Annotated in this window: 25 protein-coding genes; 20 read left to right on the top strand and 5 right to left on the bottom strand. The window is 61.2% G+C overall.

Annotated elements, in window-relative coordinates:
- The first annotated feature begins 66 nt into the window (after nucleotides 1-66).
- On the top strand, nucleotides 67-228 hold the full coding sequence (locus QMO82_RS05775; protein ID WP_183609211.1) for a hypothetical protein: 162 nt from the start codon (nucleotides 67-69) through the stop codon (nucleotides 226-228).
- 132 nt (nucleotides 229-360) lie between these two features.
- Here QMO82_RS05775 and QMO82_RS05770 read toward each other — a convergent pair whose 3' ends face one another.
- Nucleotides 361-1,548, bottom strand: a complete 1,188-nt coding sequence (locus QMO82_RS05770) for a hypothetical protein (RefSeq protein WP_183609210.1) — start codon at nucleotides 1,546-1,548, stop codon at nucleotides 361-363.
- Nucleotides 1,549-2,033: 485 nt separating this feature from the next.
- Here QMO82_RS05770 and QMO82_RS05765 point away from each other — a divergent pair, with 485 nt between their 5' ends.
- The 5 genes from QMO82_RS05765 to QMO82_RS05745 all read left to right on the top strand — a co-directional run bounded on the left by QMO82_RS05765 (nucleotide 2,034) and on the right by QMO82_RS05745 (nucleotide 7,468).
- Entirely contained in the window at nucleotides 2,034-2,909 is an 876-nt protein-coding gene (locus tag QMO82_RS05765) for a DMT family transporter (RefSeq protein WP_183609209.1), read from the top strand.
- Nucleotides 2,910-3,052: 143 nt separating this feature from the next.
- Nucleotides 3,053-3,967: an ABC transporter permease gene (locus QMO82_RS05760; RefSeq protein ID WP_183609208.1), complete on the top strand. Its 915-nt coding sequence runs from the start codon at nucleotides 3,053-3,055 to the stop codon at nucleotides 3,965-3,967.
- A 3-nt stretch (nucleotides 3,968-3,970) separates the two neighbouring features.
- Nucleotides 3,971-4,897 (top strand): ABC transporter permease, encoded by a 927-nt coding sequence (locus QMO82_RS05755; protein WP_183609207.1) that lies wholly within the window; start codon nucleotides 3,971-3,973, stop codon nucleotides 4,895-4,897.
- Nucleotides 4,890-6,524 carry an ABC transporter ATP-binding protein gene (locus QMO82_RS05750; protein ID WP_183609206.1) on the top strand — a complete coding sequence of 545 codons (1,635 nt, stop codon included), beginning with the start codon at nucleotides 4,890-4,892 and terminating at the stop codon, nucleotides 6,522-6,524. The genes QMO82_RS05755 and QMO82_RS05750 overlap by 8 nt, the downstream gene beginning before the upstream one ends.
- The gene (locus tag QMO82_RS05745) at nucleotides 6,521-7,468 is read left to right on the top strand and encodes a 2-hydroxyacid dehydrogenase (protein WP_183609205.1); all 948 of its coding nucleotides are present in this window, start codon (nucleotides 6,521-6,523) and stop codon (nucleotides 7,466-7,468) included. Before QMO82_RS05750 ends, QMO82_RS05745 begins: the two co-directional genes overlap by 4 nt.
- Before the next feature lie 26 nt (nucleotides 7,469-7,494).
- On the opposite strand, the gene QMO82_RS05740 is transcribed toward QMO82_RS05745, so the two are convergent.
- Complete coding sequence (locus QMO82_RS05740) at nucleotides 7,495-8,214, bottom strand: GntR family transcriptional regulator (protein ID WP_183609204.1); 720 nt, start codon at nucleotides 8,212-8,214, stop codon at nucleotides 7,495-7,497.
- A 141-nt stretch (nucleotides 8,215-8,355) separates the two neighbouring features.
- On the opposite strand from QMO82_RS05740, the gene araD reads away from it, so the two are divergent.
- The 13 genes from araD to QMO82_RS05675 all read left to right on the top strand — a co-directional run bounded on the left by araD (nucleotide 8,356) and on the right by QMO82_RS05675 (nucleotide 19,710).
- The gene (gene araD, locus QMO82_RS05735; protein ID WP_183609203.1) at nucleotides 8,356-10,092 is read left to right on the top strand and encodes an L-arabinonate dehydratase; all 1,737 of its coding nucleotides are present in this window, start codon (nucleotides 8,356-8,358) and stop codon (nucleotides 10,090-10,092) included.
- A gap of 9 nt (nucleotides 10,093-10,101) precedes the next feature.
- Nucleotides 10,102-11,292 carry a mandelate racemase/muconate lactonizing enzyme family protein gene (locus tag QMO82_RS05730; protein WP_183609202.1) on the top strand — a complete coding sequence of 397 codons (1,191 nt, stop codon included), beginning with the start codon at nucleotides 10,102-10,104 and terminating at the stop codon, nucleotides 11,290-11,292.
- Nucleotides 11,293-11,314: 22 nt separating this feature from the next.
- The gene (locus tag QMO82_RS05725; RefSeq protein WP_183609201.1) at nucleotides 11,315-12,025 is read left to right on the top strand and encodes a ribonuclease activity regulator RraA; all 711 of its coding nucleotides are present in this window, start codon (nucleotides 11,315-11,317) and stop codon (nucleotides 12,023-12,025) included.
- A gap of 66 nt (nucleotides 12,026-12,091) precedes the next feature.
- The gene (locus tag QMO82_RS05720; RefSeq protein WP_183609200.1) at nucleotides 12,092-13,609 is read left to right on the top strand and encodes an aldehyde dehydrogenase (NADP(+)); all 1,518 of its coding nucleotides are present in this window, start codon (nucleotides 12,092-12,094) and stop codon (nucleotides 13,607-13,609) included.
- A 128-nt stretch (nucleotides 13,610-13,737) separates the two neighbouring features.
- Nucleotides 13,738-15,258, top strand: a complete 1,521-nt coding sequence (locus QMO82_RS05715; protein ID WP_183609199.1) for an ABC transporter substrate-binding protein — start codon at nucleotides 13,738-13,740, stop codon at nucleotides 15,256-15,258.
- A gap of 67 nt (nucleotides 15,259-15,325) precedes the next feature.
- On the top strand, nucleotides 15,326-16,387 hold the full coding sequence (locus QMO82_RS05710; RefSeq protein ID WP_183609198.1) for an Ldh family oxidoreductase: 1,062 nt from the start codon (nucleotides 15,326-15,328) through the stop codon (nucleotides 16,385-16,387).
- A 181-nt stretch (nucleotides 16,388-16,568) separates the two neighbouring features.
- Nucleotides 16,569-16,859 (top strand): hypothetical protein, encoded by a 291-nt coding sequence (locus QMO82_RS05705; RefSeq protein ID WP_183609197.1) that lies wholly within the window; start codon nucleotides 16,569-16,571, stop codon nucleotides 16,857-16,859.
- Between the two features lie 89 nt (nucleotides 16,860-16,948).
- Nucleotides 16,949-17,353, top strand: coding sequence for a hypothetical protein (locus QMO82_RS05700; protein ID WP_183609196.1), 405 nt, complete (start codon nucleotides 16,949-16,951; stop codon nucleotides 17,351-17,353).
- A 67-nt stretch (nucleotides 17,354-17,420) separates the two neighbouring features.
- A complete protein-coding gene (locus QMO82_RS05695) occupies nucleotides 17,421-17,669 on the top strand; it encodes a hypothetical protein (protein ID WP_183609195.1) in 249 nt (82 codons plus the stop codon).
- Between the two features lie 400 nt (nucleotides 17,670-18,069).
- The gene (locus tag QMO82_RS05690; protein ID WP_183609194.1) at nucleotides 18,070-18,300 is read left to right on the top strand and encodes a hypothetical protein; all 231 of its coding nucleotides are present in this window, start codon (nucleotides 18,070-18,072) and stop codon (nucleotides 18,298-18,300) included.
- Nucleotides 18,301-18,434: 134 nt separating this feature from the next.
- On the top strand, nucleotides 18,435-18,698 hold the full coding sequence (locus QMO82_RS05685) for a hypothetical protein (RefSeq protein ID WP_183609193.1): 264 nt from the start codon (nucleotides 18,435-18,437) through the stop codon (nucleotides 18,696-18,698).
- A gap of 95 nt (nucleotides 18,699-18,793) precedes the next feature.
- Nucleotides 18,794-19,303, top strand: coding sequence for a hypothetical protein (locus tag QMO82_RS05680; RefSeq protein WP_183609192.1), 510 nt, complete (start codon nucleotides 18,794-18,796; stop codon nucleotides 19,301-19,303).
- A gap of 155 nt (nucleotides 19,304-19,458) precedes the next feature.
- Nucleotides 19,459-19,710 carry a hypothetical protein gene (locus tag QMO82_RS05675; protein WP_183609191.1) on the top strand — a complete coding sequence of 84 codons (252 nt, stop codon included), beginning with the start codon at nucleotides 19,459-19,461 and terminating at the stop codon, nucleotides 19,708-19,710.
- Nucleotides 19,711-19,763: 53 nt separating this feature from the next.
- Here the strand turns inward: QMO82_RS05675 and QMO82_RS05670 are convergent, their stop codons facing one another.
- Both QMO82_RS05670 and QMO82_RS05665 read right to left on the bottom strand, forming a co-directional pair.
- Nucleotides 19,764-22,265, bottom strand: coding sequence for a methyl-accepting chemotaxis protein (locus QMO82_RS05670; protein ID WP_183609190.1), 2,502 nt, complete (start codon nucleotides 22,263-22,265; stop codon nucleotides 19,764-19,766).
- A 218-nt stretch (nucleotides 22,266-22,483) separates the two neighbouring features.
- Nucleotides 22,484-23,212, bottom strand: a complete 729-nt coding sequence (locus QMO82_RS05665) for an endonuclease/exonuclease/phosphatase family protein (RefSeq protein WP_183609189.1) — start codon at nucleotides 23,210-23,212, stop codon at nucleotides 22,484-22,486.
- A 140-nt stretch (nucleotides 23,213-23,352) separates the two neighbouring features.
- On the opposite strand from QMO82_RS05665, the gene QMO82_RS05660 reads away from it, so the two are divergent.
- Nucleotides 23,353-24,315: a lysylphosphatidylglycerol synthase domain-containing protein gene (locus tag QMO82_RS05660; RefSeq protein WP_183609188.1), complete on the top strand. Its 963-nt coding sequence runs from the start codon at nucleotides 23,353-23,355 to the stop codon at nucleotides 24,313-24,315.
- On the opposite strand, the gene QMO82_RS05655 is transcribed toward QMO82_RS05660, so the two are convergent.
- Nucleotides 24,262-25,788, bottom strand: coding sequence for a phospholipase D-like domain-containing protein (locus QMO82_RS05655; RefSeq protein ID WP_183609187.1), 1,527 nt, complete (start codon nucleotides 25,786-25,788; stop codon nucleotides 24,262-24,264). The genes QMO82_RS05660 and QMO82_RS05655 overlap by 54 nt on opposite strands.
- Between the last annotated feature and the right edge of the window lie 32 nt (nucleotides 25,789-25,820).

Genomic DNA, 25,820 nt, shown 5'->3' with positions numbered 1-25,820 from the left:
ATGTTGAGGGCCTATCCGCTTTCGCCGCTTTTAAATGCGGCACGACCAATATGATGGGACAAGATCATGACGACCGCAATCATCCTAATCGCATTGGCTCTGATCATCGTCTACGCCGGCCCGACCTTGCTGTTCATCTGCGTCGGTTATGCCGATTATGTGCTGGAGCGGCGAAGACATCTGATCGCCGTGAAGCACGCCGTCAGGCGTCGCAGCGACGAGTTTTAGAGAAATTCCTCCCCCCGCACCAAAGTGGTCGGCCTTTCATCGGCCTTCGATGTTGCTTGGCCGTCCTGTGGGAATGGACCCCAGAGGCAGTTGGAAAACCCGCCTCTGGCTGCAAGCTGCTCTTTGAGCAGCTTAGTCGTTCGCCGTGACCTTGACGCCGAGCACCGAAGGAATGGTGTTCGGTGCGCCCATGGCAGCACCCATGATCATCGGGAAGGGAACCGGCTTTCCCGGCGCTGCGCTGATCGTCAGGCTTTTCGGCCCGTCAAGATAGGTGTTGACGGCAGCCGATACCTGATTTTGCAACTCCGGCAGGTTGAGCTGCGCCATCATTATCGGTACCAGACCTTTCAGCGATTGCGCCAGCTGGTCGCCGGTGACGCCCTGCTGCGAGCCGGCATAGTCGAGTGCCTTCTTAGTGATCGACGCATCGTCGAAGCGGATCGAGGCGCTGTTGAACGTCAACTGCTGCATCAGCCCCAACATCGCCAGGCCGACGGCCTGGTTGGCCTCTTCCTTGTTCGGATTGGCCTCGGCGGTCTTCACCGCTTCCTGCAGCGATTTGATGAATCCCAGCGTGTAACCCGAAAAGTCGACGGCGAGGTTCAGCCGGCCGATATTCTTGAAGTCGAAGGCGTATTCGTCGACGGCGACCTTACCGCTTTCGATTTCCCAGCTGCCCTTCATCGTCACCGTACCGTCGAGCGTCATCAGGCCCAGCTTCTCGATGGCCTCCTTCGCACTTGCCTCCTCGACCTCAGAGAGGTCGGCCTTCAGGCCGGCGACATTGGCGTCATAGGCAAAGCCGCCGTCCTGGCGTTCCAGGTTCGACTCGATGCCTTCGATCGCCAGCACGTCCTTGCCCTTGACATTGACGGCGATCGGGCCGGTGCTGAACGTCTTATACAGGAGGATATCGTTCAAAGTGTCGCCCGCTGCATCGGCGGGAATCGTCAGACCGGAGATCTCGATGTCCTTGGCGGAAAAACGACCTTCCTCCTGGCTCATGTCGATATCCGGGAAAGAGACGGTCTTGGCGTGGTAACCGCCGCCTTCGGTTTCCTCGACGCCCTCGAAGGTGAGCTCGCCGATCTTCAAAGTATCGCCGGGTAGGTTTGCATATCCCACTTGGACGCCCGTAGCCGTTACCGTGTCGCCATCGACATCCGCCTTCTCGAAGGTGATGACCGTGCCGCCGGCACTGGTTGCGGCATTGAGCTTCTTCATCATGTCAGTGCCGTCAAGAGCAAGCGTCGGGCCGGCGAGCGTCAGGAAGGCGGTGCTTGCCATCATCAGGTGGAGATTGCGCATATGCTTCATCGAGATATCCTTATGTCGAAAGTAGAGACGGGATTTGAGAATCCGGACATATCCCGCCCGCTCTCAGGCGTGAGAACGGCTGGAGTGTCGCGGTTCGTCTGGTCGGCTAATTGGGGGGTGAGGAGGTCAGCCTCCGTCGGAGCCGTCGGGCTGAAGAAACATGGCCGACCTTCCGGCGGGACGGACGGCAGCATTTTCTCTAGCAGAGGTAGTTTTTCGGTTCATTCTCACACATGAAGTGTATTCTCTCGATTCTTGCAAGCCTCAAATTCCGATTGCCAAGCGAAATCATCCGTCGGGTTTTTGCGCCTTTTTTCGATGCCCTAAGCGGCGGAGCGGTTCGCCGCCTGATTCTCAACTAATATATTTGTATTTTAGTGTGGACGATGATTGATCGTTCGGGATAAGTCGCTCGCGCTACAGGCAGATAACGGATCGAACGACCGATAGGGCGTGGCCTGCATTCGTTCAATCAGGAGAGCGTGATGCAGCCCGATCGCACAGGCCTTGCCGTCTGCATGATGGTGGCCGCCGCCTTTTTGAACAGTCTCGATGCGATCATCGTGCGTTTGTTGGCCGGCGACGTGCATCCGTTGATGATCGGCTTTTTCCGATCGTTTTTCGGATGTCTTGTCGTCACGCCGTGGATGGTGTCGCGGGTCGATCTGAAAGCCTCTCCCTATCGTGTACTGCATGTGGTCCGTGCGGGTCTGAAGCTTGTCTCACTGGTTGCTTTGTTCATCGCCTTTGCGCACGCGCCACTGGCCGATGCCACGGCGATCAATTTCACTATGCCGATGTTTCTCGTTCTCGGTGCGTGGCTTGTGCTTAGGGAAGATGTCGGCGTCTTCAGCGTCGCCGGCATTGCCGCAGGCTTTATCGGCGTCATGATCATCATTCGTCCGGGAGCATCCGGTTTCGACCAATGGCTGCTTTTTGCCCTGGCAGGAGCGGTCCTGACGGCGGCGAGCCAGTTGATGCTGCGGCGGATGGCGTTGAGGGATAGTGCGGACCGGTTGGTTGCATGGAATCTGATGACGACCGTGCCGCTCGGCCTCATCATCATGCTGCCGGTATGGTCGATGCCGACCTGGAGCCAACTCGGGCTGCTTGCCATGCAAGGGGCACTCGGCGCCCTCAACATGACGCTGATCACGCGCGCCTTCGGTATGGCGGCTGCGAGCGTTCTGGCGCCGCTCGACTTTCTCCGGCTGCCGGTCGTGGCACTCATGGCCTTCTTGTTTTTCTCCGAAGTTCCGGCGGCGCAGACGTGGATCGGTGCGGCGGTCATCATCGGCGCGACCATTGTTGCAACCGGCGGTATGGCGTGGCGACGAAAGCCGCCGGTTGATAAGAGCTGACGATTTTCAGAAAGGGGGTTCACAAAAATTCTAGATCAACTAATATTTCAGTTCATCTGTCGCCGGAGGGGCGCGGCGGGCGGCCTTCGGACACGCGAAGACCAGGCCTGACGGTCCGCATGGGTTTCACTCGGGAGGAGTGCATGAAAAGCTTCATCGGCAAACGCGCGATCGCCAGTGGCGTATCGCTCGTGGTGCTTGTCGTGATCGTATTCTTCCTATCCCGGCTGACAGGCGATCCGACCGACCTCTATCTGCCGATCGACGCGACCACGGATATGCGCCAGCAATTCCGTGAGATGAACGGGTTCAACGACCCGTTGATCATCCAGTTCGGCCGTTATGTCTCAGATCTCGCACAGGGCAAGTTCGGCGAGTCGCTGCGGCAGGCCCGTCCGGCCATGGATGTCGTGCTCGAGGCCTTCGTCTGGACCTTCTGGCTGGCTGTCATCACCATGGCGCTGGTCACGGTCGCCGCGATCGTCATCGGTTCGCTCGCGGCGTTTCGCGTCGGCGGCGTCTTCGACCGTCTTACCACTTTCTTCTCGCTGATCGGCGCTGCGGCGCCGGATTTCTGGCTGGCCATCGTGGCCATCGTCATTTTCGCCGTCAAACTGCATGTCCTGCCGACATCGGGAACGGGAACTTTCTGGCACTGGGTCCTGCCGGTCAGCGTGCTGTTCATCCGGCCCTTCGGCCTGATCCTGCAGGTGGTGCGCGGCTCGATGATCAGCGTTCTGTCTTCCGCCTACGTGAAGACGGCTCGCGCCAAGGGCGTCCGTTCGAACTCGATCATCTTCATTCACGGACTGCGCAACGCCATGCTGCCGGTGATCACCGTCATCGGCGACCAGGCGGCCGCCATCTTGAACGGTGCCGTTGTCGTCGAGACAGTGTTTGGTTTTCCCGGCATCGGCAAGCTGATGATCGATTCCATCCTTCTCCGCGATTTCGCCGTCGTGCTGGCCGTCATCATGGTCTCGGCTTTGGCGATCTTCATCATGAACCTGCTGATCGACATCGCTTACACGCTGCTCGATCCGCGTATCCGGTATTGAGCGATGACGATGACCGACACGCAGATCCTCATCGAGAAGAAACCGAGCGGCCCGATCGGGCGTTGGCTGACGATGCTGTGGGCTGACAAGCTCGCTTTCTTCGCGGCTCTGTTCCTCTTGATCGTTCTGCTCTGTGCGCTGTTCGGCCCGTTGCTGCTGGAGGCCATCGCCACCAAGCAGAACCTGCGGGGCCGGAACGCACCGCCGTTCGATATCACCCGCGGATTGCTTTGTATCCTCGGCGCCGATGCGCTGGGCAGGCCGCTTCTTGCCCGCGTCATCGTGGCGGCGCAAAACACCATGCTGGTTGCCGCGGCGGCGGTGTTTGCATCCTCGATCGTCGGCACGGGGCTCGGACTGGTGGCGGGTTACAGCCGCTCTTCCGCGGCTCAATGGATCCTGCGCCTCGGCGACGTGATCATGTCCTTTCCGTCGCTGCTTCTGGCGGTGATCGTGCTCTACATGCTCGAGCCCTCGGTCACCAATATCGTCCTCGTCCTGGCGATCACCCGCATTCCCATCTATCTGCGCACCACGCGCGCCGAAGTGCTGGAAGTGCGCGAGCGGATGTTCGTACAGGCAGCGAAGGTCATGGGCGCATCGTCCCGGCGCATTGTCTTCCACCACATCCTGCCGGTGATCTTCCCCACGCTGGTAACCATCGCCACGCTTGATTTCGCCTTCGTCATGCTGGCGGAATCCTCGCTGTCGTTCCTTGGGATCGGCATTCAGGCGCCGGAGATCACCTGGGGTCTTATGGTTGCTCAAGGACGACCCTATCTCACCAATGCCTGGTGGCTTTCCTTCTGGCCGGGTCTTGCGATCATCCTGACGACGCTGTCGCTCAACCTTCTGTCGAACTGGCTGCGCATCGCGCTCGATCCGACGCAACGCTGGCGCCTTGAAATGAGGGGCAGGAAAAATGGCTGAACATCTTCTGGAAGTACGTGACCTCTCGGTCGAGTTCCACACCGTCAGCGGTACCGTCAAGGCGGTGCAGGATGTCAGCTGGCATCTCGATCGTGGCGAGACGCTGGCGATCCTCGGGGAAAGCGGTTCGGGCAAGTCCGTGTCGGGCTCGGCGATCATGAACCTGATCGACATGCCACCCGGCAGGATCACCAGCGGCACCATTCTCCTCAACGGGCGCGACATGCTGAAAATGACGCCCGAGGAGCGGCGTTCGATCAACGGCGCCAAGATCGCCATGATCTTTCAAGACCCGCTGGCACACCTCAACCCGGTCTACACGGTCGGCTGGCAAATCACCGAAATGATGACGACGCATGGTCAGTCGGCGGAACGCGCTGGCGCGAGGGCGCTCGAATTGATCGGGCGCGTCGGCATAAGCGATCCGCAGGCGGCGATGCGAAAATATCCATTCCAGTTCTCTGGCGGACAACGGCAGCGCCTGATGATCGCCATGGCAATCGCCTGCAAGCCCGATATCCTGATCGCGGATGAACCCACCACCGCGCTTGATGTGACGGTGCAGGCGCAAGTGCTCGAGCTTCTGCAGGAGTTGCAGCAGGAAACCGGCATGGGCCTGCTGCTGATCACCCACGATTTGGGCGTCGTTGCCGAGATCGCCGACCGGGTCGTGGTGATGAATTCCGGCTGCGTCGTCGAAACCGGCAATGCGGCTGAAGTCTATCGCAACCCGCAGAACGCCTATACGAAGAAGCTGATTGCCGCCGCACCGGGGAAGGGTGCGATGGCGCAAGAGCGTGACCGGCAGGGCGAACCGCTGCTGCGCGCCATCGGCCTGAAGAAGAGTTTTGGCGCATTCCAGGCGCTGAAGGGCGTCGACCTCGTCATCATGCCCGGCGAGACGGTTGCCGTCGTCGGCGAGAGCGGTTCCGGCAAATCGACCCTGGCCCGGCTGATCGTTCGGCTCGATGATCCGCAGGCGGGTCAGGTCCTCTACCGCGGCAACGATCTGCTGGCGATGACGCCGCGGGAAATATTCGGGCTGCGTCGCGATCTGCAGATGGTCTTTCAGGACCCGACGCAGTCACTGAACCCGCGCATGAGCGTGTTCCGGTTGATCTCCGAGGCCTGGGTCATTCACCCCGATATCCTGCCGAAAGCGAGCTGGAGGGAGAGGGTGGCCGAGCTGCTGGTCAAGGTTGGCCTGAAGCCTGAGATGGCCGACCGGTATCCACATCAGTTTTCCGGCGGCCAGCGCCAGCGCATCGCGATTGCCCGTGCGCTGGCAATGGAGCCGAAACTGATCATCTGCGACGAGGCGGTTTCGGCACTAGACGTGTCGATCCAGGCACAGGTGATTGCCTTGCTTGAGGGCCTGCGTCGCGAATTCGGCCTGTCCTATCTCTTCATTGCGCACGACCTGCCGGTGGTTCGCGATTTCGCCGATCGTGTCATCGTCATGAAGGCCGGCGAGATTGTCGAGGAGGGTCCGGTGGAACAGATCTTCAACGCGCCCTCCCACCCCTACACGCAGGCGCTTCTTGCCGCCAGCCTCGATCCCGATCCCGAGGTTCAGGCCACGCGCCGCGCCGCACGTCATAAACAGGAAGGACTCGTTTCCGCATGAAGCCCGATGTCATCGTTGCCTATCCGCTCCGGCCCCGTCAGATGGCAATGCTGGAGGCGGCCTATACGCTGCACCGGCTGGATCTTGTCAAAGGCGAAGAGCGGGATGCTCTCTTGCGGGAAGCCGGCCCGATCTCTTCCGCGCTGGTATGCAACGGCCATGTGACGATCGACGAAGCCCTGCTTGCGAAATTGCCGGCATTAAAACTCGCCGCCTGTTCCTCGGCTGGCTACGACCAGATGGATGTCGAGGCGATGACACGGCGCGGCATCAAGCTCACCAACACATCCGAGGTGCTGTGCGACGACGTTGCCGACATGGCGCTGCTTCTGATGCTGGCGGCGCGCCGGCGCCTGCCGGAAGGCGATCGCTACGTGCGCTCCGGCGATTGGGGGCAGAAGGGCATGATGCCGCTGACGACGTCGACCTCGGGCAAGAGGGCCGGCATCGCAGGCCTCGGCCGCATCGGTATGGCGATTGCCAGGCGATGCGAGGCTGTCGGGCTGACGGTCGGCTACTATGGGCGGACGAAAAAAGCCGACAATGATTTTGCCTATTTCGCCGACCCGGTAAAACTGGCCGGCTGGGCCGATATCCTGATAGTGGCGACGCCGGGCGGGCCCTCGACCGAAGGGCTGATTTCGGCGGACGTACTGAATGCGCTCGGGCCCTCGGGCAGCTTCATCAACATTGCCCGCGGCACCGTAGTCGATGAGCCGGCCTTGATCGCGGCCCTGCAGGAAGGGCGGATCGCTTCGGCCGGCATCGATGTCTACCTTAACGAACCCAATCCCGATCCGCGCTTCGCAGCACTCGACAACGTCGTGCTCTATCCTCATCACGCCAGCGGGACCGAGGAAACGCGCGACAGGATGGCGCAATTGACGGTCGACAACCTTGCCGCCTTCTTCGCAGGCAGGCCGCTGCTGACGCCGGTCAATTGACCCCGGCTGAGACCCGCGCGGCCGGTTCAGACGAAGTAATTCGGGAACTCCTTCCTGAGTTCTTCGACTTTGGCGACGGTCTGGCTGAGATGCTCACGGATCGCGTCGACGGCACCCTGTTCGTCGCGGGCGGCAATTGCGTCGATGATGGCGTGGTGACCATCGAGGATGCTCATGATCTTGCCCTTTTCGGGCAGATGCAGACGACGAATGCGCTCGAGATGGCCGGACCGCTCGCGAACCAGCTGATGCAGGCTGCTGCGCTTGGCGCCTGCGAACAATGTCTGGTGAAAGAGTTCGTCGAGCTCCTGGAAGATGGCAATCTGATCGACGTCGTCGGCGACTGCCGACTGCATTTTGATGATCGAGCGGGCGCGGGTGATGACGCTTGGATCCGGATCCGGATCGGTCGCGAGGCGGCGGCAGACTTCCGATTCCAGCGCGACGCGAAGGAAATGCGCCTCGTAAATTTGCAGCACATCTATCCTGGTCACGACAGTGCGGGACTGCGGGTAGATGCGAACCAGGCCCTCCTGTTTGAGAAGCTGAAGCGCGTCGCGAATGGGAGTCTGGCTGACTTCATAGGTCTCCGTCAGCTCGGTGCGCGACAGCGTGGTGTCGGGGGGCAGCTGAATGGTGATGATGCGCTTTCGGAGATCATCATAGACCCGCTGGACCGTGCTGCCGGCCGCGACCGGAAAACCGGGTGCCGTCAGGCCGAATGTGGAGGCGAACTGGGAATTCATATGGGGCAATCCTTTTGCTCCATTCATAGCCTTGCGTGACCTAATGCACAAGAATGCAAACTTGCCGTTGATATATATGAGAAACTAAAATATCAGTTACGGCAATAAGCAGGTGAACAGGTAAAAAACTAGGAGAGAGCCGTGGCCGCTGAGAAAACCTACGAGCAACTGCGGTCGGCCCGATGGATGCTGCCGGATGATCAGCGCTCGTTCGGTCACCGGTCGCGGACCATGCAGATGGGCTATGCGCCGGAGGATTGGCAGGGAAAGCCGATCATTGCCGTGATCAACACCTGGTCCGATGCCCAGCCGTGCCACATGCATTTCCGCGAACGCGCCGAATGGGTGAAGCGGGGAATTCTTCAATCGGGCGGCTTCCCTATGGAGCTGCCGGCGCTTTCCCTTTCCGAAAACTTCGTCAAGCCGACCACTATGCTCTATCGTAATATGCTGGCGATGGAGACCGAGGAACTGTTGCGGAGCCATCCTGTCGATGGCGCCGTTCTGATGGGCGGTTGCGACAAGACCACGCCGGGCCTCGTCATGGGGGCCGTCAGCATGGGCATTCCCTTCATCTATCTTCCCGCCGGCCCGATGCTTCGCGGCAATTATGCCGGCAAGACTTTGGGGTCGGGGACCGACGGTTTCAAATACTGGGACGAGCGGCGTGCCGGCACGATCACCAAGGAGGAGTGGCAGGGCATCGAAGGCGGGATTGCCCGCAGCTACGGCCATTGCATGACCATGGGCACGGCCTCGACGATGACGGCGATCGCAGAGGCTATGGGATTGACGCTGCCCGGCGCATCCTCGATTCCGGCAGCCGACGCCAATCACCAGCGCATGTCGGCGGCCTGTGGCCGCCGCATCGTCGACATGGTGTGGGAGGACCTGACGCCGGACCGGATCATCACACCGGCCGCCGTCGACAATGCCGTCACGGTCGCCATGGCGACCGGCTGTTCCACCAATGCGATCATTCACCTGATCGCCATGGCGCGCCGCGCCGGCGTCCCGTTGGAGCTTGATGATCTCGATCGCATTGGTCGCACAACGCCGGTTCTTGCCAACATCCGGCCCTCCGGTTCGATCTACCTGATGGAGGACTTCTTTTACGCGGGCGGCTTGCGTGCACTGATGAAGCAGCTCGGCGACAGACTGGATCCCACCGCGATGACCGTCACCGGAAAACCCCTGGTGGACGGTCTCGACCACGTGAAGATCTACAATGACGACGTTATCCGGCCATTGTCGAACCCGGTCTATCACGAAGGTTCGCTGGCCGTGCTCAAGGGGAACCTGTGTCCCGATGGCGCGGTGATCAAACCAGCGGCCTGCGATCCGAAATTCCATCGCCATCGTGGTCCGGCATTGGTCGCCGACAGCTATGCGGAGATGAAGAAGATCATCGATGATCCCGATTATCCGCTGACGCCGGACACTGTGCTCGTGCTGCGCAATGCCGGCCCCCAGGGCGGCCCCGGCATGCCGGAATGGGGCATGATCCCGATGCCGAAGGCGCTGTTGAAGCTCGGCCTGCGCGACATGGTGCGCATCTCGGACGCCCGCATGTCCGGAACCAGTTTCGGCGCCTGCGTGCTGCATGTCGCACCGGAATCTTATGTCGGCGGCCCCCTGGCTCTGCTGCGAACGGGGGACATGGTAGAGCTCGATATTCCGGCACGCAGCCTCAACATGCAGGTTTCCGAAGAGGAGATCGCGGCGCGGCGGGCCGCCTGGGTGGCGCCCACGCGGCATTACGAGCGCGGTTATGGTTTCATGTTCTCCCGCCATATCGAGCAGGCCGACAAGGGCTGCGACTTTGATTTCCTGACGACGGAATTCGGTGGCAAGACGCCGGAACCGGCCATCAACTGAGGCACGACGATGTTTGATCCCGATCGACGTACGATTCCCGCACAGCCTCCCAAGGCTGGCTTCGTTGCCGGTCCGTCCAAGCTGGACGCCATCCGATCGGTCACCCTGTCGCTCGTCTACCTGCCTTTGGCGCGGCCGATCAGCGATGCCAAGGTGTTGACAGGCCGGCAAAAGCCGCTGACGCAGGTGGCCTTTCTATTTTGCGAGATCGTCTCCGAGGCTGGCCACAGCGGTCTCGGCTTCAGTTACTCGAAGCGGGCAGGTGGACCTGCGCTTTATGCACATGCCTGCGAGCTTGCCGACAACCTGATCGGCGAAGATCCCAACGATACCGCACGCATCTGGGACAAGCTCTGCTGGGCCGGGGCCTCGGTCGGCCGCTCCGGCATTGCGACGCAGGCAATCGCCGCCATCGACATCTGTCTCTGGGATCTGAAGGCGAAACGCGCCGGCCTGCCGCTTGCCAAACTGCTGGGCGCCCATCGCGACAGTGTCGCCTGCTACAATACCTCCGGTGGCTTCCTGTCATCGAGCGTCGAGGAAATCCGCGCTGCCATCGATCACTCGATCGCCGCGGGTATCGGCGGTATCAAGATCAAGGTCGGACAGCCGGACCCGATGATCGACCTTCGCCGGCTTGATGCCGTGACCAGCCATATCGATGGCCGTGTCCCGCTGATGGTCGATGCAAACCAGCAATGGGACCGCACGACGGCGTTGCGCTTCGGCCGGCTGGTCGAGCCGCTCAATCTCGAATGGATCGAAGAGCCGCTCGATGCCTATGATGCCGAGGGCCATGCGGCACTGGCACGCGAACTCGCCACGCCGATCGCCACCGGCGAAATGCTGGCAAGCGCCGACGAGCACATGGCGCTGATCCGGGCCGATGCGGTCGACTTCATTCAGCCGGATGCGCCGAGGGTCGGCGGCATCACCCCCTTTCTGCGCATCTGCACACACGCCGAGGCGAAACGCATGCGCCTGGCGCCGCATTTCGCCATGGAAATCCATCTGCATCTGGCGGCCGCCTATGCGCATGAGCCGTGGGTGGAGCATTTCGATTGGCTGGCGCCGCTGTTCAACGAGCAACTCGACATCAAGGACGGCCGGATGATCGTGCCGGCGCGTCCGGGGCTTGGCTGCAGCCTGACGGGTAAAGCCCGTGACTGGACCGTGGAAACGCGCAGCTTCGGCGCCTGAATTTGAACGAGGAGAAGGAAATATGAACCCCGCAACCCGAGAAAAGCTGATGGGTGTCTCTGTCGCGACGCTCTGTTCGGCACTGTTCAAGCGCGGTCTTAGAAACCAGACGGTCCAGGATGTCCGGCCGGTGCAGCCGAAGGGCCGCAATATGGTCGGGCCGGCCTTCACGCTGCGTTACATGCCGGCGCGCGAGGACCGCAATGCGATGAATGTCTTTCGCAACCCGAAACATCCGCAACGGCTTGCCATCGAGACGTGCCCCGAAGGCCATGTTCTGGTGATGGACAGCCGCAAGGATCCGCGCGCCGCCTCCGCCGGCGACATCCTGATTACCCGTCTGATGATGCGCGGCGGGGCCGGCGTCGTCACCGATGGCGGCTTCCGGGACGCCATGACGATCGGCGGTCTGGAGATTCCCGCCTATCATAATCGTCCCTCCAGCCCGACCAATCTCACGCTCCACGAGGCAATCGACATCAACGTGCCAATCGGTTGCGGGGATGTGGCAGTCTTCCCGGGCGACATCATGGTTGGCGACGACGACAGCGTGATCGTCATCCCGGCTGAGATCGCCGACGAGATCGCTGACGAAGCGGTCGAGATGACCGCCTACGAGGATTTCGTCACCGAGCGCGTCAAGCAAGGTCACACGATCATTGGCCTCTACCCGGCCACCGACGAAAGCAATCTGACGCTCTTTGCCGAATGGCGGAAGGTGAATGGCCGCTAAGGCGGTGCATCTCGAACAACACTTCACGCATCAGGACGGAGCGAGGCTCCGCCGAGGAGAATAACAATGAGCTGGACCCCTTCAGGCAAGCATTTCATCGCCGGCGAGTGGATTGCGGGGACGACGACCTTTCAGTCCGAGCCGGCGCGTGGGCCGGCACATGACTTTGCTGTCGGCACAACGGAACTGGTCGACCGCGCCTGCCGCGCTGCCGAAGCTGCTTTTGCAGCATTTTCGGCAACGACACGCGAGGAGCGCGCCATTTTCCTTGAGGTAATCGCCGAGGAGATCGACAAGCGCGGCGAGGCCGTCACTCTTATCGGAACTGAGGAAACCGGGCTTCCGGAAGGCCGTCTCAACGGTGAACGCGGGCGCACCACCGGCCAGCTCAGGCTGTTTGCCGATCATATCCGCAAGGGCGCGCATCTTGACGCCCGCATCGATGCGGCCCAACCCGATCGGCAACCGGCGCCGCGGCCCGAGATCCGTCTGGTGCAACGGCCGATCGGCCCTGTCGCAGTCTTCGGAGCCTCGAATTTTCCGCTCGCATTCTCGACGGCCGGCGGCGATACGGCGGCCGCGCTTGCGGCGGGCTGCCCGGTCGTGGTGAAGGGACATTCCGCCCATCCCGGCACAGGTGAGATCATTGCCGAAGCGATTGCAGCTGCGATCGAACGCGCTGGAATGCCGGCCGGCGTCTTCAGCCTGATCCAGGGTGGGCGCCGCGACGTCGGAACGGCTCTGGTGACGCATCCCGCCATCAAGGCCGTCGGCTTTACCGGATCGCTTGTCGGCGGCCGTGCGCTCTTCGACCTTTGCGCCCAGCGCCCGGAGCCGATTCCCTTTTTCGGTGAACTCGGCAGCGTCAATCCGATGTTTCTGCTGCCGGCCGCGGCCGCTGCTCGGGCGGAGACGATCGGTTCAGGCTGGGCCGGCTCACTGACGCTTGGCGCCGGCCAGTTTTGCACCAAACCCGGTATTGCCGTCGTCGTCGATGGGCCGGAGGCGGACAGGTTCACCAGTGCCGCCAAATCGGCGCTGGAAAAGGTGGCGCCACAGACGATGCTGACCAAAGGCATTGCCGCCGCCTATCACGAGGGTGTCGACCGGATGCGGGCAAGCAATGCAGTTGCGCCGGTTCTTGCTGTAGAGAGCGCAGGTCGCGACGCAGCCCCCAACCTGTTCGAAACCAATGGCTCGGCCTGGCTTGCCGATCACTCGCTCAGCGAAGAGGTGTTCGGCCCTCTTGGCCTCGTCGTGCGCGTTGGCTCGCCTGAAGAGATGGTTGCGCTTGCCGAGAGCTTCCAAGGACAGCTGACGGCGACGATCCATATGGACGACGCCGATCTTGGCCTTGCCCACGATCTGCTGCCGATCCTCGAAAGGAAGGCGGGCAGATTGCTGGTCAACGGCTTCCCGACCGGCGTCGAGGTTGTCGATTCCATGGTGCATGGCGGACCCCATCCGGCCTCGACCAATTTCGGCGCGACCAGCGTCGGGACCATGTCGATCCGCAGGTTTCTGCGCCCGGTTGCCTACCAGAATTTCCCCGCCGGCCTGTTGCCCGAAGACCTGCGCAACTGAAACCGAGGAGTGCCAAATTGATTGCCCCGACGGATCGGCCCTCGCAAAGAGGAGGCGAGTGCCGGACCAGCTGAAATAAGAGGAAGACTTGCTTGAGGAGCGCCAACGGCGCATGGGAGGAGAACGAAATGAAACTGCATTTGCTAGCTGCCTGCTTTTCAACCACGGTCCTCGCGCTGAGCGCCGGCTCGGTTCACGCTGAGGATGCCAAGAGCAACGTCACCGTCGTGCTTGCCGAAACCGTCGATGTCGTCGAGCCCTGCATGGCGGCACGCCAGGACGTCGGCCGGGTTATTTCTGAAAACGTCAACGAGATGCTGGTGGAATTCGACTACGTCAATGGCGGCCTCAAACCCCGCCTGGCGACGGAATGGTCGAAAATCGATGACGACACCTGGGAGTTCAAGCTGCGCCCGAATGTTAAATGGCACGATGGCAAGCCGTTCACCGCGAGGGATGTCCAGTTCACGATCGAGCGTAACAAGAACAAGAAGCTCAGCTGTGAGACCGGCGGTAAATATTTCGGTGGCACGGAGTTCAGCTTCGAAACGCCGGATGCCAACACGATCCGGATTACGACAAAACCGGCGCAGCCGATTCTTCCGCTTCTGATGACGGTGATGGCTGTGGAATCGGCCGAGGCGACACCGGCCGACGAATTCACCCGCAAGCCGATTGGCACCGGCCCCTATACGTTCGACAAATGGGAGATCGGCCAGTCGATCGTGCTGAAGCGCAATCCGGATTATTGGGGCGAGAAGCCGCAGGTGGAACAGGCGACCTATCTGTTCCGCTCCGACAGCGCGGTCGCTGCCGCCATGGTCCATGCCGGAGAAGCCGATATCGTTCCGGCCGTATCCGTACAGGATGCCACCAGCAAGCAAACCGATTTCGCCTATCCGAATTCGGAGACGACATCGCTGCGCATCGATACGCGGGCAGCACCGCTTAACGACCGGCGCATCCGCGAAGCGATGAACCTCGCCATCGATCGTCAGGCAATGCTTGGAACGCTGTTCCCAGAACAGGCAAAGATCGCGACACAGCTCGTCGTGCCCACAACGATCGGCTACAATGCCGATATCCCCGCCTGGCCCTATGATCCCGAAAAAGCGAAGGAATTGGTCAAGGCGGCGAAAGCTGACGGTGTCGCGGTCGATCAGGAGATCCGCATCATCGGCCGCAACGGGCAATATCCCAACGCCACCGAAGCGATGGAAGCGATGATGGCAATGCTTCAGGAAGCCGGCTTGAACGTGAAACTCGACATGTATGATGTTTCCGTGTGGAACGGCTATTTCGTTGCACCTTTCGTCACCGATTCCGGTCCGACGCTGACCCAGTCGCAGCACGATAATGCGACCGGCGATCCCGTCTTCACCGCATTCGTGAAATATGCGACCGAAGGCTCCCACTCCATGGTCCGGGATCCCGCTGTCGACGCCCTGATCGCCAAGGCGACGTCTGCCACCGGCGACGAGCGCACAAAACTCTGGAAGGAGCTTTTCGCCAAGGTGAACACTGAGATCATCGCTGATATTCCGATGTTTCACATGGTCGGTTTCACCCGCGTTTCCCCGCGTCTCGACTTCAAGCCGACGATCGCGACGAATTCCGAACTGCAGCTGTCGCAGATCCGCTTCAAGTAAGCTGGTTTGCGGATTTAAGCGCGGACCGCCCGTCGATGGCCCGCGCTTTCCACGACAGGACGGATGGATGCCTATGCCCCTGATTGACCGCGTTGCCCTGACCCAATTCGCCAAGCAGATATTGACCCGCGCCGGCATGGAGCCCGACAAGGCGGAAACCACTGCCGCCGTGCTGGTGGAGGGCGACATGATCGGCCATGACACCCATGGCGTCGGCCTCTTGAACTGGTATGTCGAGGCGTTGGAAGACGGTTCTCTGGCGAAGTCGGGTAGCTATGAGGTCGTCAATGATCGCGGCGCAGCCTTTGTGTGGGACGGCAAATCCTTACCCGGCGCATGGCTGCTGACCAAGGCGATCGAGCAGGCCTGCGAACGCGTAGGCGATCATGGCGTCGTCACCGGCGCGATCCGCAACTGCCACCATACCTGCGCTCTTTCGGCCTTCATGCGGCAGGTGACCGAACGGGGCCTGATCGTGCAGCTATCGGTCTCGCATCCCGCTGCAAGCCGTGTCGCGCCCTATGGCGGCACGAAGCCGCTCCTGACGCCGAACCCGATGGCGGCCGGCTTCCCGACGTCTAAGGATCCGATCCTGATCGACGTCTCGGCCTCGATCACCACGACGACGATGACGCAAAACCTGGCGAAAGCCGGCAAGAGATTTCCGGAGGCCTGGGCTTTCACTGCCGCGGGCGAGCCGACTGATGATCCGCGCGAGGTGACCGAACGTGCCGGCACGATGATGCCTCTCGGTGGCCGGCTGAAGGGACACAAGGGCTTTGGGCTCGGGCTGATCGTCGAATTGCTGGGGCAGGGGCTTTCCGGCAAGGGACGGGCGAACGCGCCGCCTGGCGTCTTTTCGCAAAGCGCCTTTATCCAGGTTATCGACCCTGGCTTTTTCGCCGGGCTGGATGCCTTTACGGCGCAGTCCGATTTTCTCGCCACTGCATGCCGCAGCAACCCTCCCGCGCCCTGGAACAATGGCCCGGTCCGCATGCCGGGTGACAGCGCGGCACGAAGGCGCCGCGCGGCGTTGGAAGAGGGAGTTCCGGTCGGTGACATGGCTTGGGCGAAGCTCCGTCACCATGCCGAGATCCTGGGCTTGCCTATTCCAGATGTCGTCGCGTGAGACACGCGCTGCGGCTGGCCTGACAGAGTGATGGCCTCTCCTTTGCCGGTTGAACTACGCGATGGCCTTCCGGGCGTTCTGTGCCGGCCTCCAGCCGAATTCTGGAACAATGTCTGTCGTCCTCTGTTAATCTGGCGATAAAATCAGTGACGCGTGAAGGACGGAGCAGCTGGAGGGTTCGATGAGGCGGAGCATGGGATTTGGGCTGGTTTTCGCCGTTGCGCTGACGGCCTGCACGACCGGCGCAGGCAATTACTCATCGGCGGGACTGGCCCCGATTCCCGGCAGCATCACGTATAATGGTCAGCCTCGCACGAAGCTGACGAAATCGCCCGTGGGCTCGTCCTTCCCGCACACTTTCACAGATCAATGGGGACGCGAGGTCGAGGAGATTTACATCATTCGGCCCGACCGGAGCTTGCTGATCGCCGAGCGCCATTACCGGCCGATCTTCTCGCTCGACGACGACTAGAGCCAGCAAAAAGTGCGGGAGCGGTTTTGCGCGCCGAATTGCGTAAAACTCCGAGAAAAACGGACATGCCCTGGGAAGGAGAATTGATCATGCCGCGACGCAAGAGCACTGGGACGACGACACTCGACACCAAAGGCGCCAAGATTGGCGAGCCGGTGCCGAAAGCCGTCATCGATATCGTCACGGCCTCCGTCGGCATTCCCCGGCAGCCTCATCACGGTTTGCATGAGGAGTTGAACACGCTGCGACAGCAAATCGACGCACTCCAGAAGCAAGTCCTCACTGCCGCCCGATCGGTAAAGGGAGGTGCCGGGGAGGCAATGCGGCAGACAGAAGCGGCGGTGAAGCTCTATGCGGCCTCGACGATCCTCCTCGTTGCGGCTGCTGCGGGTGCGCTCGCCTTCGCTGCACGCCGCGCCTCGTCGCGCCATCGCCATCAATCAGTGCTGCGGGGGTTGACGGATCTCTACGACAAGATCCGCGCGCGCATCTGACAAGATTTCAGGATTGTCAGCATCCCGTTTATGCCCGACACTTGATCATCAAAGGGAGGGCAACTGCATGCTCGACACCATCATACGAAACGCTCTTGATATTGTTGGGCGCACGGAGCGCCTGCTCGAGGCAAGCAGGCGGCTGCAGGACAGTGAAGGCCTTGACGAGATCGAGGTATACGAGCTCGACCACGAGATCGAACGGCTCGGCGATGCGGTTTTCGTCGTGGACGAAGCCATTCGGTCGCTCGCACGCGCCGTTGATTGCTGGCCGGAGGCCGCCCGGGCCTACGAGATGCGAGGAACATTGCATTGATGGACTGCCGTCGCCTCTAAGCAGTTTTAGAGCGACATCCTGTTCAGACTCTTCGGTTGAAACAGGAAACAGATTTTAGGCCGAACCTGCCTAAATCATCCCGTTCCAGGGAGCTGACACTGCACGAAGACCGTCCGTCGGTCGGGGTTTCGAGCCGCGATCTGCGTGTCACGCCGATGTCACGCGACCATGGAAACAATATGTGCTTGATCGGCGTCGTTGGGGTGAGGCCGAGGTCTCTGGGCCGCCGGTGCGATTGCCGGAACTGGCCGCCCTATTGTTTGATCGATTTTCAAGCGTATTGGAGACACGCGATGAGGGATGTGCTGCTGACTATCATGCTTGTCCGGAGTTGGGGACGGCCCGGTCAATCCTGCTATTGTTTCGCCGGGGCATCACGATGACCTCGAAGACCTCCGGGCCAAAATCTCAGCCCCACGAATTCATCTTTCCGGTTCACACACGCACGATCGCACAGATCAGGTACGATAGCCTCAGCCGGGTCATGACGGTGGTCTATCACGACGGCCGCTCAACAACGACGAGCGGCATACAAGGCCCCGCGATGCTGAGGATTCTCGCGCAGCGTCCTCTGGAGCGCTCCCCGTTTCTGTTGCAGACGGTCATCTGACCCGGGAAGGTCGTCGACGAACCCCTGTCTGTGTCGCGCGGACAAGGCATCCGTTCGTTAAATCGGCGTGAGTGTGCATCCATTTCCCGCGGGCTGCGTTCATCTCCAATAGCCAGAGCCATGGAGGAACGCCGATGACCTTTCCACCGCCGACAACCGAAGCTCCCGCGCAGCGCTTTGAAGAGGCGACCGATGCCGCGCGCGACGCTTTGGAAAGGCTGATTGCAGCCGCCAATGAAGCCGGATGGGCAACCGGAGAGATAGCCGCGGCGCTGCTGAAGGCTGCGCAGTTTCTGAGTGATGCCAACAACAAAGATCCCGATCCGGCCGACGATCCTGTCATCAGCGACGTGTCTGCCAGGCAGGAGCAGATTGGTCACGGCGAGCTCTATGATTAGAGCAATTCCAGGAAACGGACGACGCGGTTTCGTTCCCGGATGCATCCTTCTGAGCCGTCGAACGTTCTATCGCCAGGAACAACTGGAGATGCATCATGTTCAAGGATGAACTCGGGAACATCGACACGAACAAGGATATGCGCGAAAATGCCGGCACGGCACAGGCTGTTTTCGAAGAAGCGAACGCCAATCCCGATCTGATCAGGCGTGAGGGTTTCGCGAGCGAGGCCGAATATCGGGCATATATTGCGACGCTCGGGGGGCATGTCCCAGTTGAAGGTCTCGTCGATGCCGCCCGCCTGGTCTCCAACGATCATGCGCTGGAAAGCCGTCTGCGAGATCTGAGAGAAGAGCTCGAAAACCTCCGTGCTCGCCTTCACGTGATCCAACGTCAGGCGGCGACCGTTGTTGCGGAGAATGTCCGGTGGGCCGATGCAAGCGCTCATGCGCAGCTTGGCGCCCAGCCCTGGCTCAAGCTGGCAGGCGCAATGGCGGCAACATTCCTCGTCACGAGGGGTGTCCGGCGGCTACCTCTGGGGACCGTAGCGACGACCGCAATGCCCTTGGTCGTTGCTGTGATGAATCGGAAATTGGCCAGAGGATGATGCCGGACGACCTGGGGGATTCTCGGACGAGATGCTTTAATTGTTGATTGCATCCGCATCCCTATTCGACCGATGCGGTCCGGAATCGCCATGAAGCGGGCGCCATCTTCTCGCCGAAATATTAGTGACATCTTACATCCGGAAGGGAGACGAACATGGCTGGACATGACGACCGCTACGTCGAGATTACGACGCGTCTTCGCTCGGTACGGTCGTTCTGCGACTTCCTCTCGCAGGGTGGAACCGTCCGCGTCGCCTTGTCGGACGGTGCGCCCTATAAGGACGTCACCGCCGTTCTCCTGGAACGGAACCGCAGGGAGGCGGAGGCACTCGACCGGGTGCGCAGGCATCTCTACCCGGAGCTTGCGGACGAAGAGGTGATGCCGCCGCTCTACAGCCGCCACTGACGCGCGCCGCGCATCGTCAGCCCGGGCGCTGCGATACGGAGCGGCCGACGCTTTTAAGCAGCGGCGACGCGTTGCGCGTCCGTTCCATCCAGCTGGAATTGGTCGATGAGTTGCAGGAGCGTCCTCGTCTCGTCGGCAAGTTCCTTCGTCGCCGCGCTCGTTTCCTCGACCATGGCCGCGTTCTGCTGCGTCATCTGGTCCATCCGGTTCACCGAGGAATTGACTTCGTGCAGCGCGTTGTACTGCTCCCTGCTCGAGCGGGCGATGACGTCCATCTGCTCGGATGCGGTGACCACTTTTGCGGAAATGCTTTCAAGGACTTCGCTCGTTTCGCGCACGACACGCGCCCCATTGGTAATCTCGGCCCGCGAGCGACCGATGAGCTGTTTGATCCGCTGGCCGGCCACGGCGGAGCGCTGGGCGAGGTCGCGAACCTCCTGGGCCACGACCGCAAAGCCCTTTCCGGCCTCGCCGGCGCGGGCCGCTTCGATGCCGGCGTTGAGCGCGAGCAGGTTCGTCTGGAAGGCGATCTCATCGATGACATCGATGATCTGCACGATCTCGTCGGAAGCCGCTTCGATCTTGCCCATCGCGTCGATAGCGCTGGCAACGACCTCGGATGAGGAATCGGCCGTCTGTTTGGTATCGGTGATGATCTGGCGGGCATCGTCGGCACAGAGCGCTGACGAACGAACCGTGGTGGTGATCTCCTCGATGGCCGCGGCGATCTCTTCCAGTGCGACGGCCTGCTGTTCGGTGCGTTTTGCAAGGTTGCTTGCGGATAGATCCATCTGACCGGCATTTCCTTCGATCATGCGGGTATTGGTACGGATCTGGTCGATTGTTTCCTGCAGGCGAAGCAGCGACGAATTGAAATCGTTGCGAAGCTGCTCAAGCCGGCCGAAGAAGGGCGTTGCGATCGTCTGCGAAATATCGCCTCGCGCCAGGCGCCCGAGGCCCTCGGCCAGCGCCGTTACGGCAAAGTCTATCTGGTGTTCGACCGCGCGTTTTTCCGCGTCATTGCGATGCCGTTCCTCCTCGGCCTTTGTCCGCTCGATCTCGCTGCGCTCCTCGATTTCGACTTTGGCGATGGCATTGTTCTTGAAGACCCCGAGCGCACGCGCCATGTCGCCGATTTCGTCGGCCCTGTTATCACCGACGATCGACGTTTCGAGCTTGCCGTCGGCGAGCCGCCGCATGGCCGAGGTGATCTGGTTGATCGGGCCCTTGAGCGTGACGGTCAGCCCGATCCCGGCGAGGATTGCGATCATCACGCCGAGGATCGTCGTGCCGAGCGACATGGAATTGGCGTCGGTGCGTTCCGCGGCCGCATTCTGCCGCTGCATCTCGGCGAAAGCCGTCAGCTGAGACCACATCCGGTCGACATCGGCGGCGGCGGCACGGAATTCGTCCTGGCGCTGCCCGCTGACGTGGACGAGGTCGGTGGCCGCTTTCTGCATCTTATCTATTGCCGGCAGCAGCTTCGGCTTGAGGTTGTCGAATTGCGCAACGCCGCCGGCATTGGAGATCAAGGTGTCCAGCCCCTTCCTGACCGCGGTGATTTCCTGCGAAAGCCGCTGGAGATTGGCATCGGTCGGCGCCAGCGTCAGCTTCGCCATCACGATCTGAATCACATATGCCGAGGTTGTCAGTTTCTGGCCGTCTCTCTGGCTGGTCTTGGCGCGCTCGACCGTTTTGGCGGTCTCGGCCGCCTTGTCCGTTACCGCCTTCAGCCGCCGTGCGGCGACCGCCTGCAATTCGGGCAGCCTGCCGATGATGCGGCTCGTCGCATCCTTGAGGCCGGCGGCGCGCTCCTCGGTCTGGCCGGCTTCGACAAGCGGCTTCAGGGAAGCAATGGCGTCGTCGATCGTCTTTTTGGCCTCCGGTGCCTCGCCGCCAAGCGCCATTCCGACGATGCGCTGCTGCCGGACAAGCTCCTCCATGTCGGGGCTGCCGATCGGGCCTGCGGCTTGCGCCTTGTCGTTCAACGATTGGGCGAAGGACGCGAAGTCCGATATGCGCTGTGCATCGCCAAGCGTATTGCGGGCCTCATCTTCCTTCATGTCGGCAGCACGCTGGAGAACCTTGGCGCCTTCGACGATATCGGTCTGGGAGGAGACAACGGCGCTCTGCGCCTTCTGGAGATCGGCGAGGAGTGCGGCCCGGCTCTCCTGAAGCTGCCACAGCGAGTCCATGCGCGCGGAAATTCCGTCGATGGAAGACAGCGTCTGTTCCAGCTCCTGCTGGCCGCTGCGATCCGCCGCAAGCCGGTCGAGGCTGGACCTCAAAAGGCTGCGCTGATCGGCAAGCTTTGCGGTGACAAGGTCCCGGTTTTCCTGCGTGGCATTGGCAAGGAATTCGGCCATCGCGGCAGACAGGTTGCGAAAGCCGCTCAGGGACTGCAGGACGGAGTTGGAGATATCCATCCGCCCTTGAAGCAGGCTCGATGCATAAAGGCCCGTCGCACCGACGGCCATGATGCTCAAGATGAATGGAACGATGAATACCATCACCTGCGTCTGGATGCGCACACGTGACAACAGCCTACCCAACATCAACCCCTCCTCTCCCCACAGGGAGAACGCTCGATTTCGAGTGAAAGTCCTGATCCGCTCGAACCGACTACACATCCATCCCCCGCTCGGACACATGATGCATCTGCGGAATGAACATTCCATATCACATTATTCGTGAAATATTCGTTTCGATGTCGTGCGGGGGCTGGCGAATGCCGTTTTTCAAGCGGATGTCAGAGCGAGCACGACATCGGTGATCAGGCGAAGTCGATTTCCGCAAGCAGAGGGAGGTGGTCCGAGGCGACCCTCGTCAGTCGGTTTTCCAGGACGTCCGCTCTTTTGACGATGAGATCGTCGGTGACGAAGATGTGGTCGAGGCGCATCAGGGGATAACGGGCGGGAAAGGTCGCTCTCGGCGCGGTGGTGCCTGTGAGCTGGGCGTCCTTCAAAGACCGCGCGGCAAGCCGGTAGGTCGCCGATGACGGAATGGCGTTGAAATCGCCGCAGAGAATGCTTGGAAGCGGCTCGTCCGTCGTCCCGCGCAGCCAGCCCGTATTCAACAGCGTCGTCATCTGCCGGATGCGCTCACGCCCGCGAAGACCGAGATGGGTGTTGACGACAAGCAACTTCCTGTCGCCGAGCATGATTTCGACGGAAAGGGCGCCGCGCTGTTCCCCGATCGACGGCAGTGGGCCGGCCTTCACCGCGCCTGTCGGCAGTGCGGTGATGATCGCATCGCCATACTGCTCTTCGGCGATCGACAAGGCCGGATGGAAATGCGCCTGCATCCTCAAAAGCGATGCGATCGCATGCGCCTGATCGACGCCGCCGGTCCTGCGCCTCGAGACATCGACCTCCTGAAGTGCCACGATATCGGCCCCAGCTTCGGCAATGACGGAAGCGATGCGGCCGGGATCGAGCTTCCGGTCGCTGCCGATGCAGCTGTGCACGTTATAGGTCAGGAGTTTGATCGATTTATCCGGCATAGACCTGCTGAAAGCTCGTTCGCTCCAACTTAGAACGCGTTTCCGGGGGCAGCGAACTGTTCCTCCCCGGGGGAACACAGAACTCGTTTGATCGTTCCGGATAATCGCGCATGGCGCTCGCACCTCGGAATGGATGATCGATGAACTTGAAAAGCATAATCTGGAATGGACTGCTGGTAGCCGCCCTTTGTCTTGCGATCTTTCTTCTCTATCGCATATTTCAACAGTACAGCCTGGAGCAGATCGTCCAGTCGGTTCGGAGCATCCCTTTTTCGACTTTCTGCATGGCGCTTCTCTTTGCCGCGGCATCCTATCTCTGCCTCGGCTGCTTCGATCTCCTGGCGATCCGTTCACTCGGCAAGTCCTTGCCTTATCGAAAGATCGCGCTGGCTTCGTTCATCAGTCTTTCGCTCGGCCACAATATCGGCTTTGCCGGCCTGAGCAGCGGCGCCTTCCGCTATCGTTTCTATTCGCGCTGGGGGCTGGCGGCGGAGGACGTGGCGAAGATCATCCTGTTTTGCGGCGTCACGGTAGGGTTGGGGCTGATGACGCTTGGCGGTCTCGCCATGATCGTCAATCCCGGCGATGCCGGCCGCCTGCTGCGCATCGATCCGGGAAGTGTGCGCATCTTCGGCGCGGTAGCGCTGATCGTGCCGGTTGTCTATGCGGGCCTGGCGTTTTTCATCCGCGGCACGTTGCGGCTGTGGCGCTGGTCGTTTCAGCTGCCGCGATTTTCGATCGCGGTCGGGCAGATCGGGGTGGGGACAGTCAACTTCACGCTTGTGTCCGCCTGCCTGCACCAGATGCTTTCGGCCTTCGGCGACGTCGCCTTCTTCCGGTCGGTGACGGCTTACGTGCTCGCCAATTCGGCAATCCTCGCAACCCACGTGCCGGGCGGTCTCGGCGTGCTCGAGGCGACCGTCTCCTATGCCGTGCCGAAGGAAGCGTCGATCGGCGCGCTGATTGCGTTCCGGTGCGCTTATTTCTTCATTCCGCTGGCGCTCGGCTCTACGCTTCTCGTCATCAGCGAGGTGATCTTTCGGCGGAGATCACGCGGGGCGGATGAGGAGGCGGACGAGCGCGCCGAGGCCCAGTCGGTCTAAGGGCGCGAAGGGTCGAACCGGGTCGAAGAGCGCGGTGCCTGAAATCGGCGAGATGCTGCCCGACAGTTCGACGGCGAATTCCCGCAAGCCCCGAGGCCCGTCATTAAGCGCGCCGACCGCTTCGATGACCGAGGCGCTTTGCGCAAAGGCTGCGGCAAAGCGTTCGGAGGTGGTTCCGAGATATTCCGACAGCAGGCGATTGCGCAGATCAGCGATCGCCCTGCGGTGTTCGTCGTTGCCGGCTTCGAACAGCATGTCGCATTCGCAATCCAGCCCTTCCGAGCGATTGTTGAGGTTGGAGGAGCCGATGCGCACCAGTTCGTCATCGGCGATCAACAGTTTGGAATGGACGAGCACTTCCACCTCGGCGCCCTCTCCAGGCGCGACTGGCCCGGGCACGGTTGGCCTAGGCACGACGGCATAATAGACGCGCAGACGGTCGGCGCGATCCGCTCGCTTGAGACGGCGGATGACGCGGTCGCGATTGCCGCCCATGACCAGCTTTTCGATCAATCCGTGAGAGCTGCGCGTACAGATGATGACGACCTCGGGACCGTCTTCCTCCTGCAGCCGCGCGGCAATGGCGTTCGCGACGCGGAAGGAGGCGAGATATTGCGCCTCGATGTAAAGCAGCCGCCGCGCCCGGGCGATGACGTCCAATGTCATGGCGATGCCGTCGCTGATGCCGGGGCGAAAAGCGGTCGAGGGCTCCGTCAGCGCGAAGCTGACCGGGATCTCCCTCATGGAAATGGCGAGATCGTCGGGCCAGGCAAAGGCGATCTTGTCTGCAAGCGGCAGGTGGCTTTCGCCGGTGGCGTTTTCCCAGCGCTGCCTTGCGATATCGCCGATCAGCCTGGCGGCGTCGCCGGTGACCATTGCCTGGACGTCATGCAGCGGATCGTAGGAAACGCCCTCGGGATCGCGCCGCAGTTTCTCCACGGCGCGATGGCGTCTTGTATCCCATCGCCGCGACGTCAGGTCAATGCCGCCGATAAAGGCGACGGCATCGTCGATGCAGACGAGTTTCTGATGGTGGCAGCCGCGTAAGGTCGGTTGAAGCTCGAAGCGCAGATCGATCCGCGCATTCCTGGGAAAGGTCTTTTTTCGCAGCACCTGCAGGGACTTTTCCGAATAGATCGGCCCGAGCGTCCAGATGAGGATGCGTATTTCGAGCTCGGGATTTGCCGCTGCCAAGGCGTGCAGGATGTCGGCCAATGTTTCGTCGGATTTTTCCGGCTCCATCCGGATGTCGGGATTGAAATCCCACCCGACGATCCAGACGGTGCGCCGCGCCTGCCGCAGCGTGCGCGCCAGTTCGGCGAAATAGCTGTTGCCGTTGATTAGGAAGGCTGCCTTGGCAGCGCTCCCTTTCAGGCGCAACGCGCCGCTCTCCGGTTTTTGGCGATCGCCTGGTCGTTGTGATTTTGTCTGGGGTAAGTTCGGGTCATTGAAGATGGTTTCGAATGTCGTCATGATTGCCTCGGCCTCTCACTGGGAGAGCAAAC

This window comes from Rhizobium sp. BT04, from assembly GCF_030053135.1.
Classification (GTDB): domain Bacteria; phylum Pseudomonadota; class Alphaproteobacteria; order Rhizobiales; family Rhizobiaceae; genus Rhizobium; species Rhizobium binxianense.
This window is presented reverse-complemented; position numbering and strand designations above follow the sequence as displayed.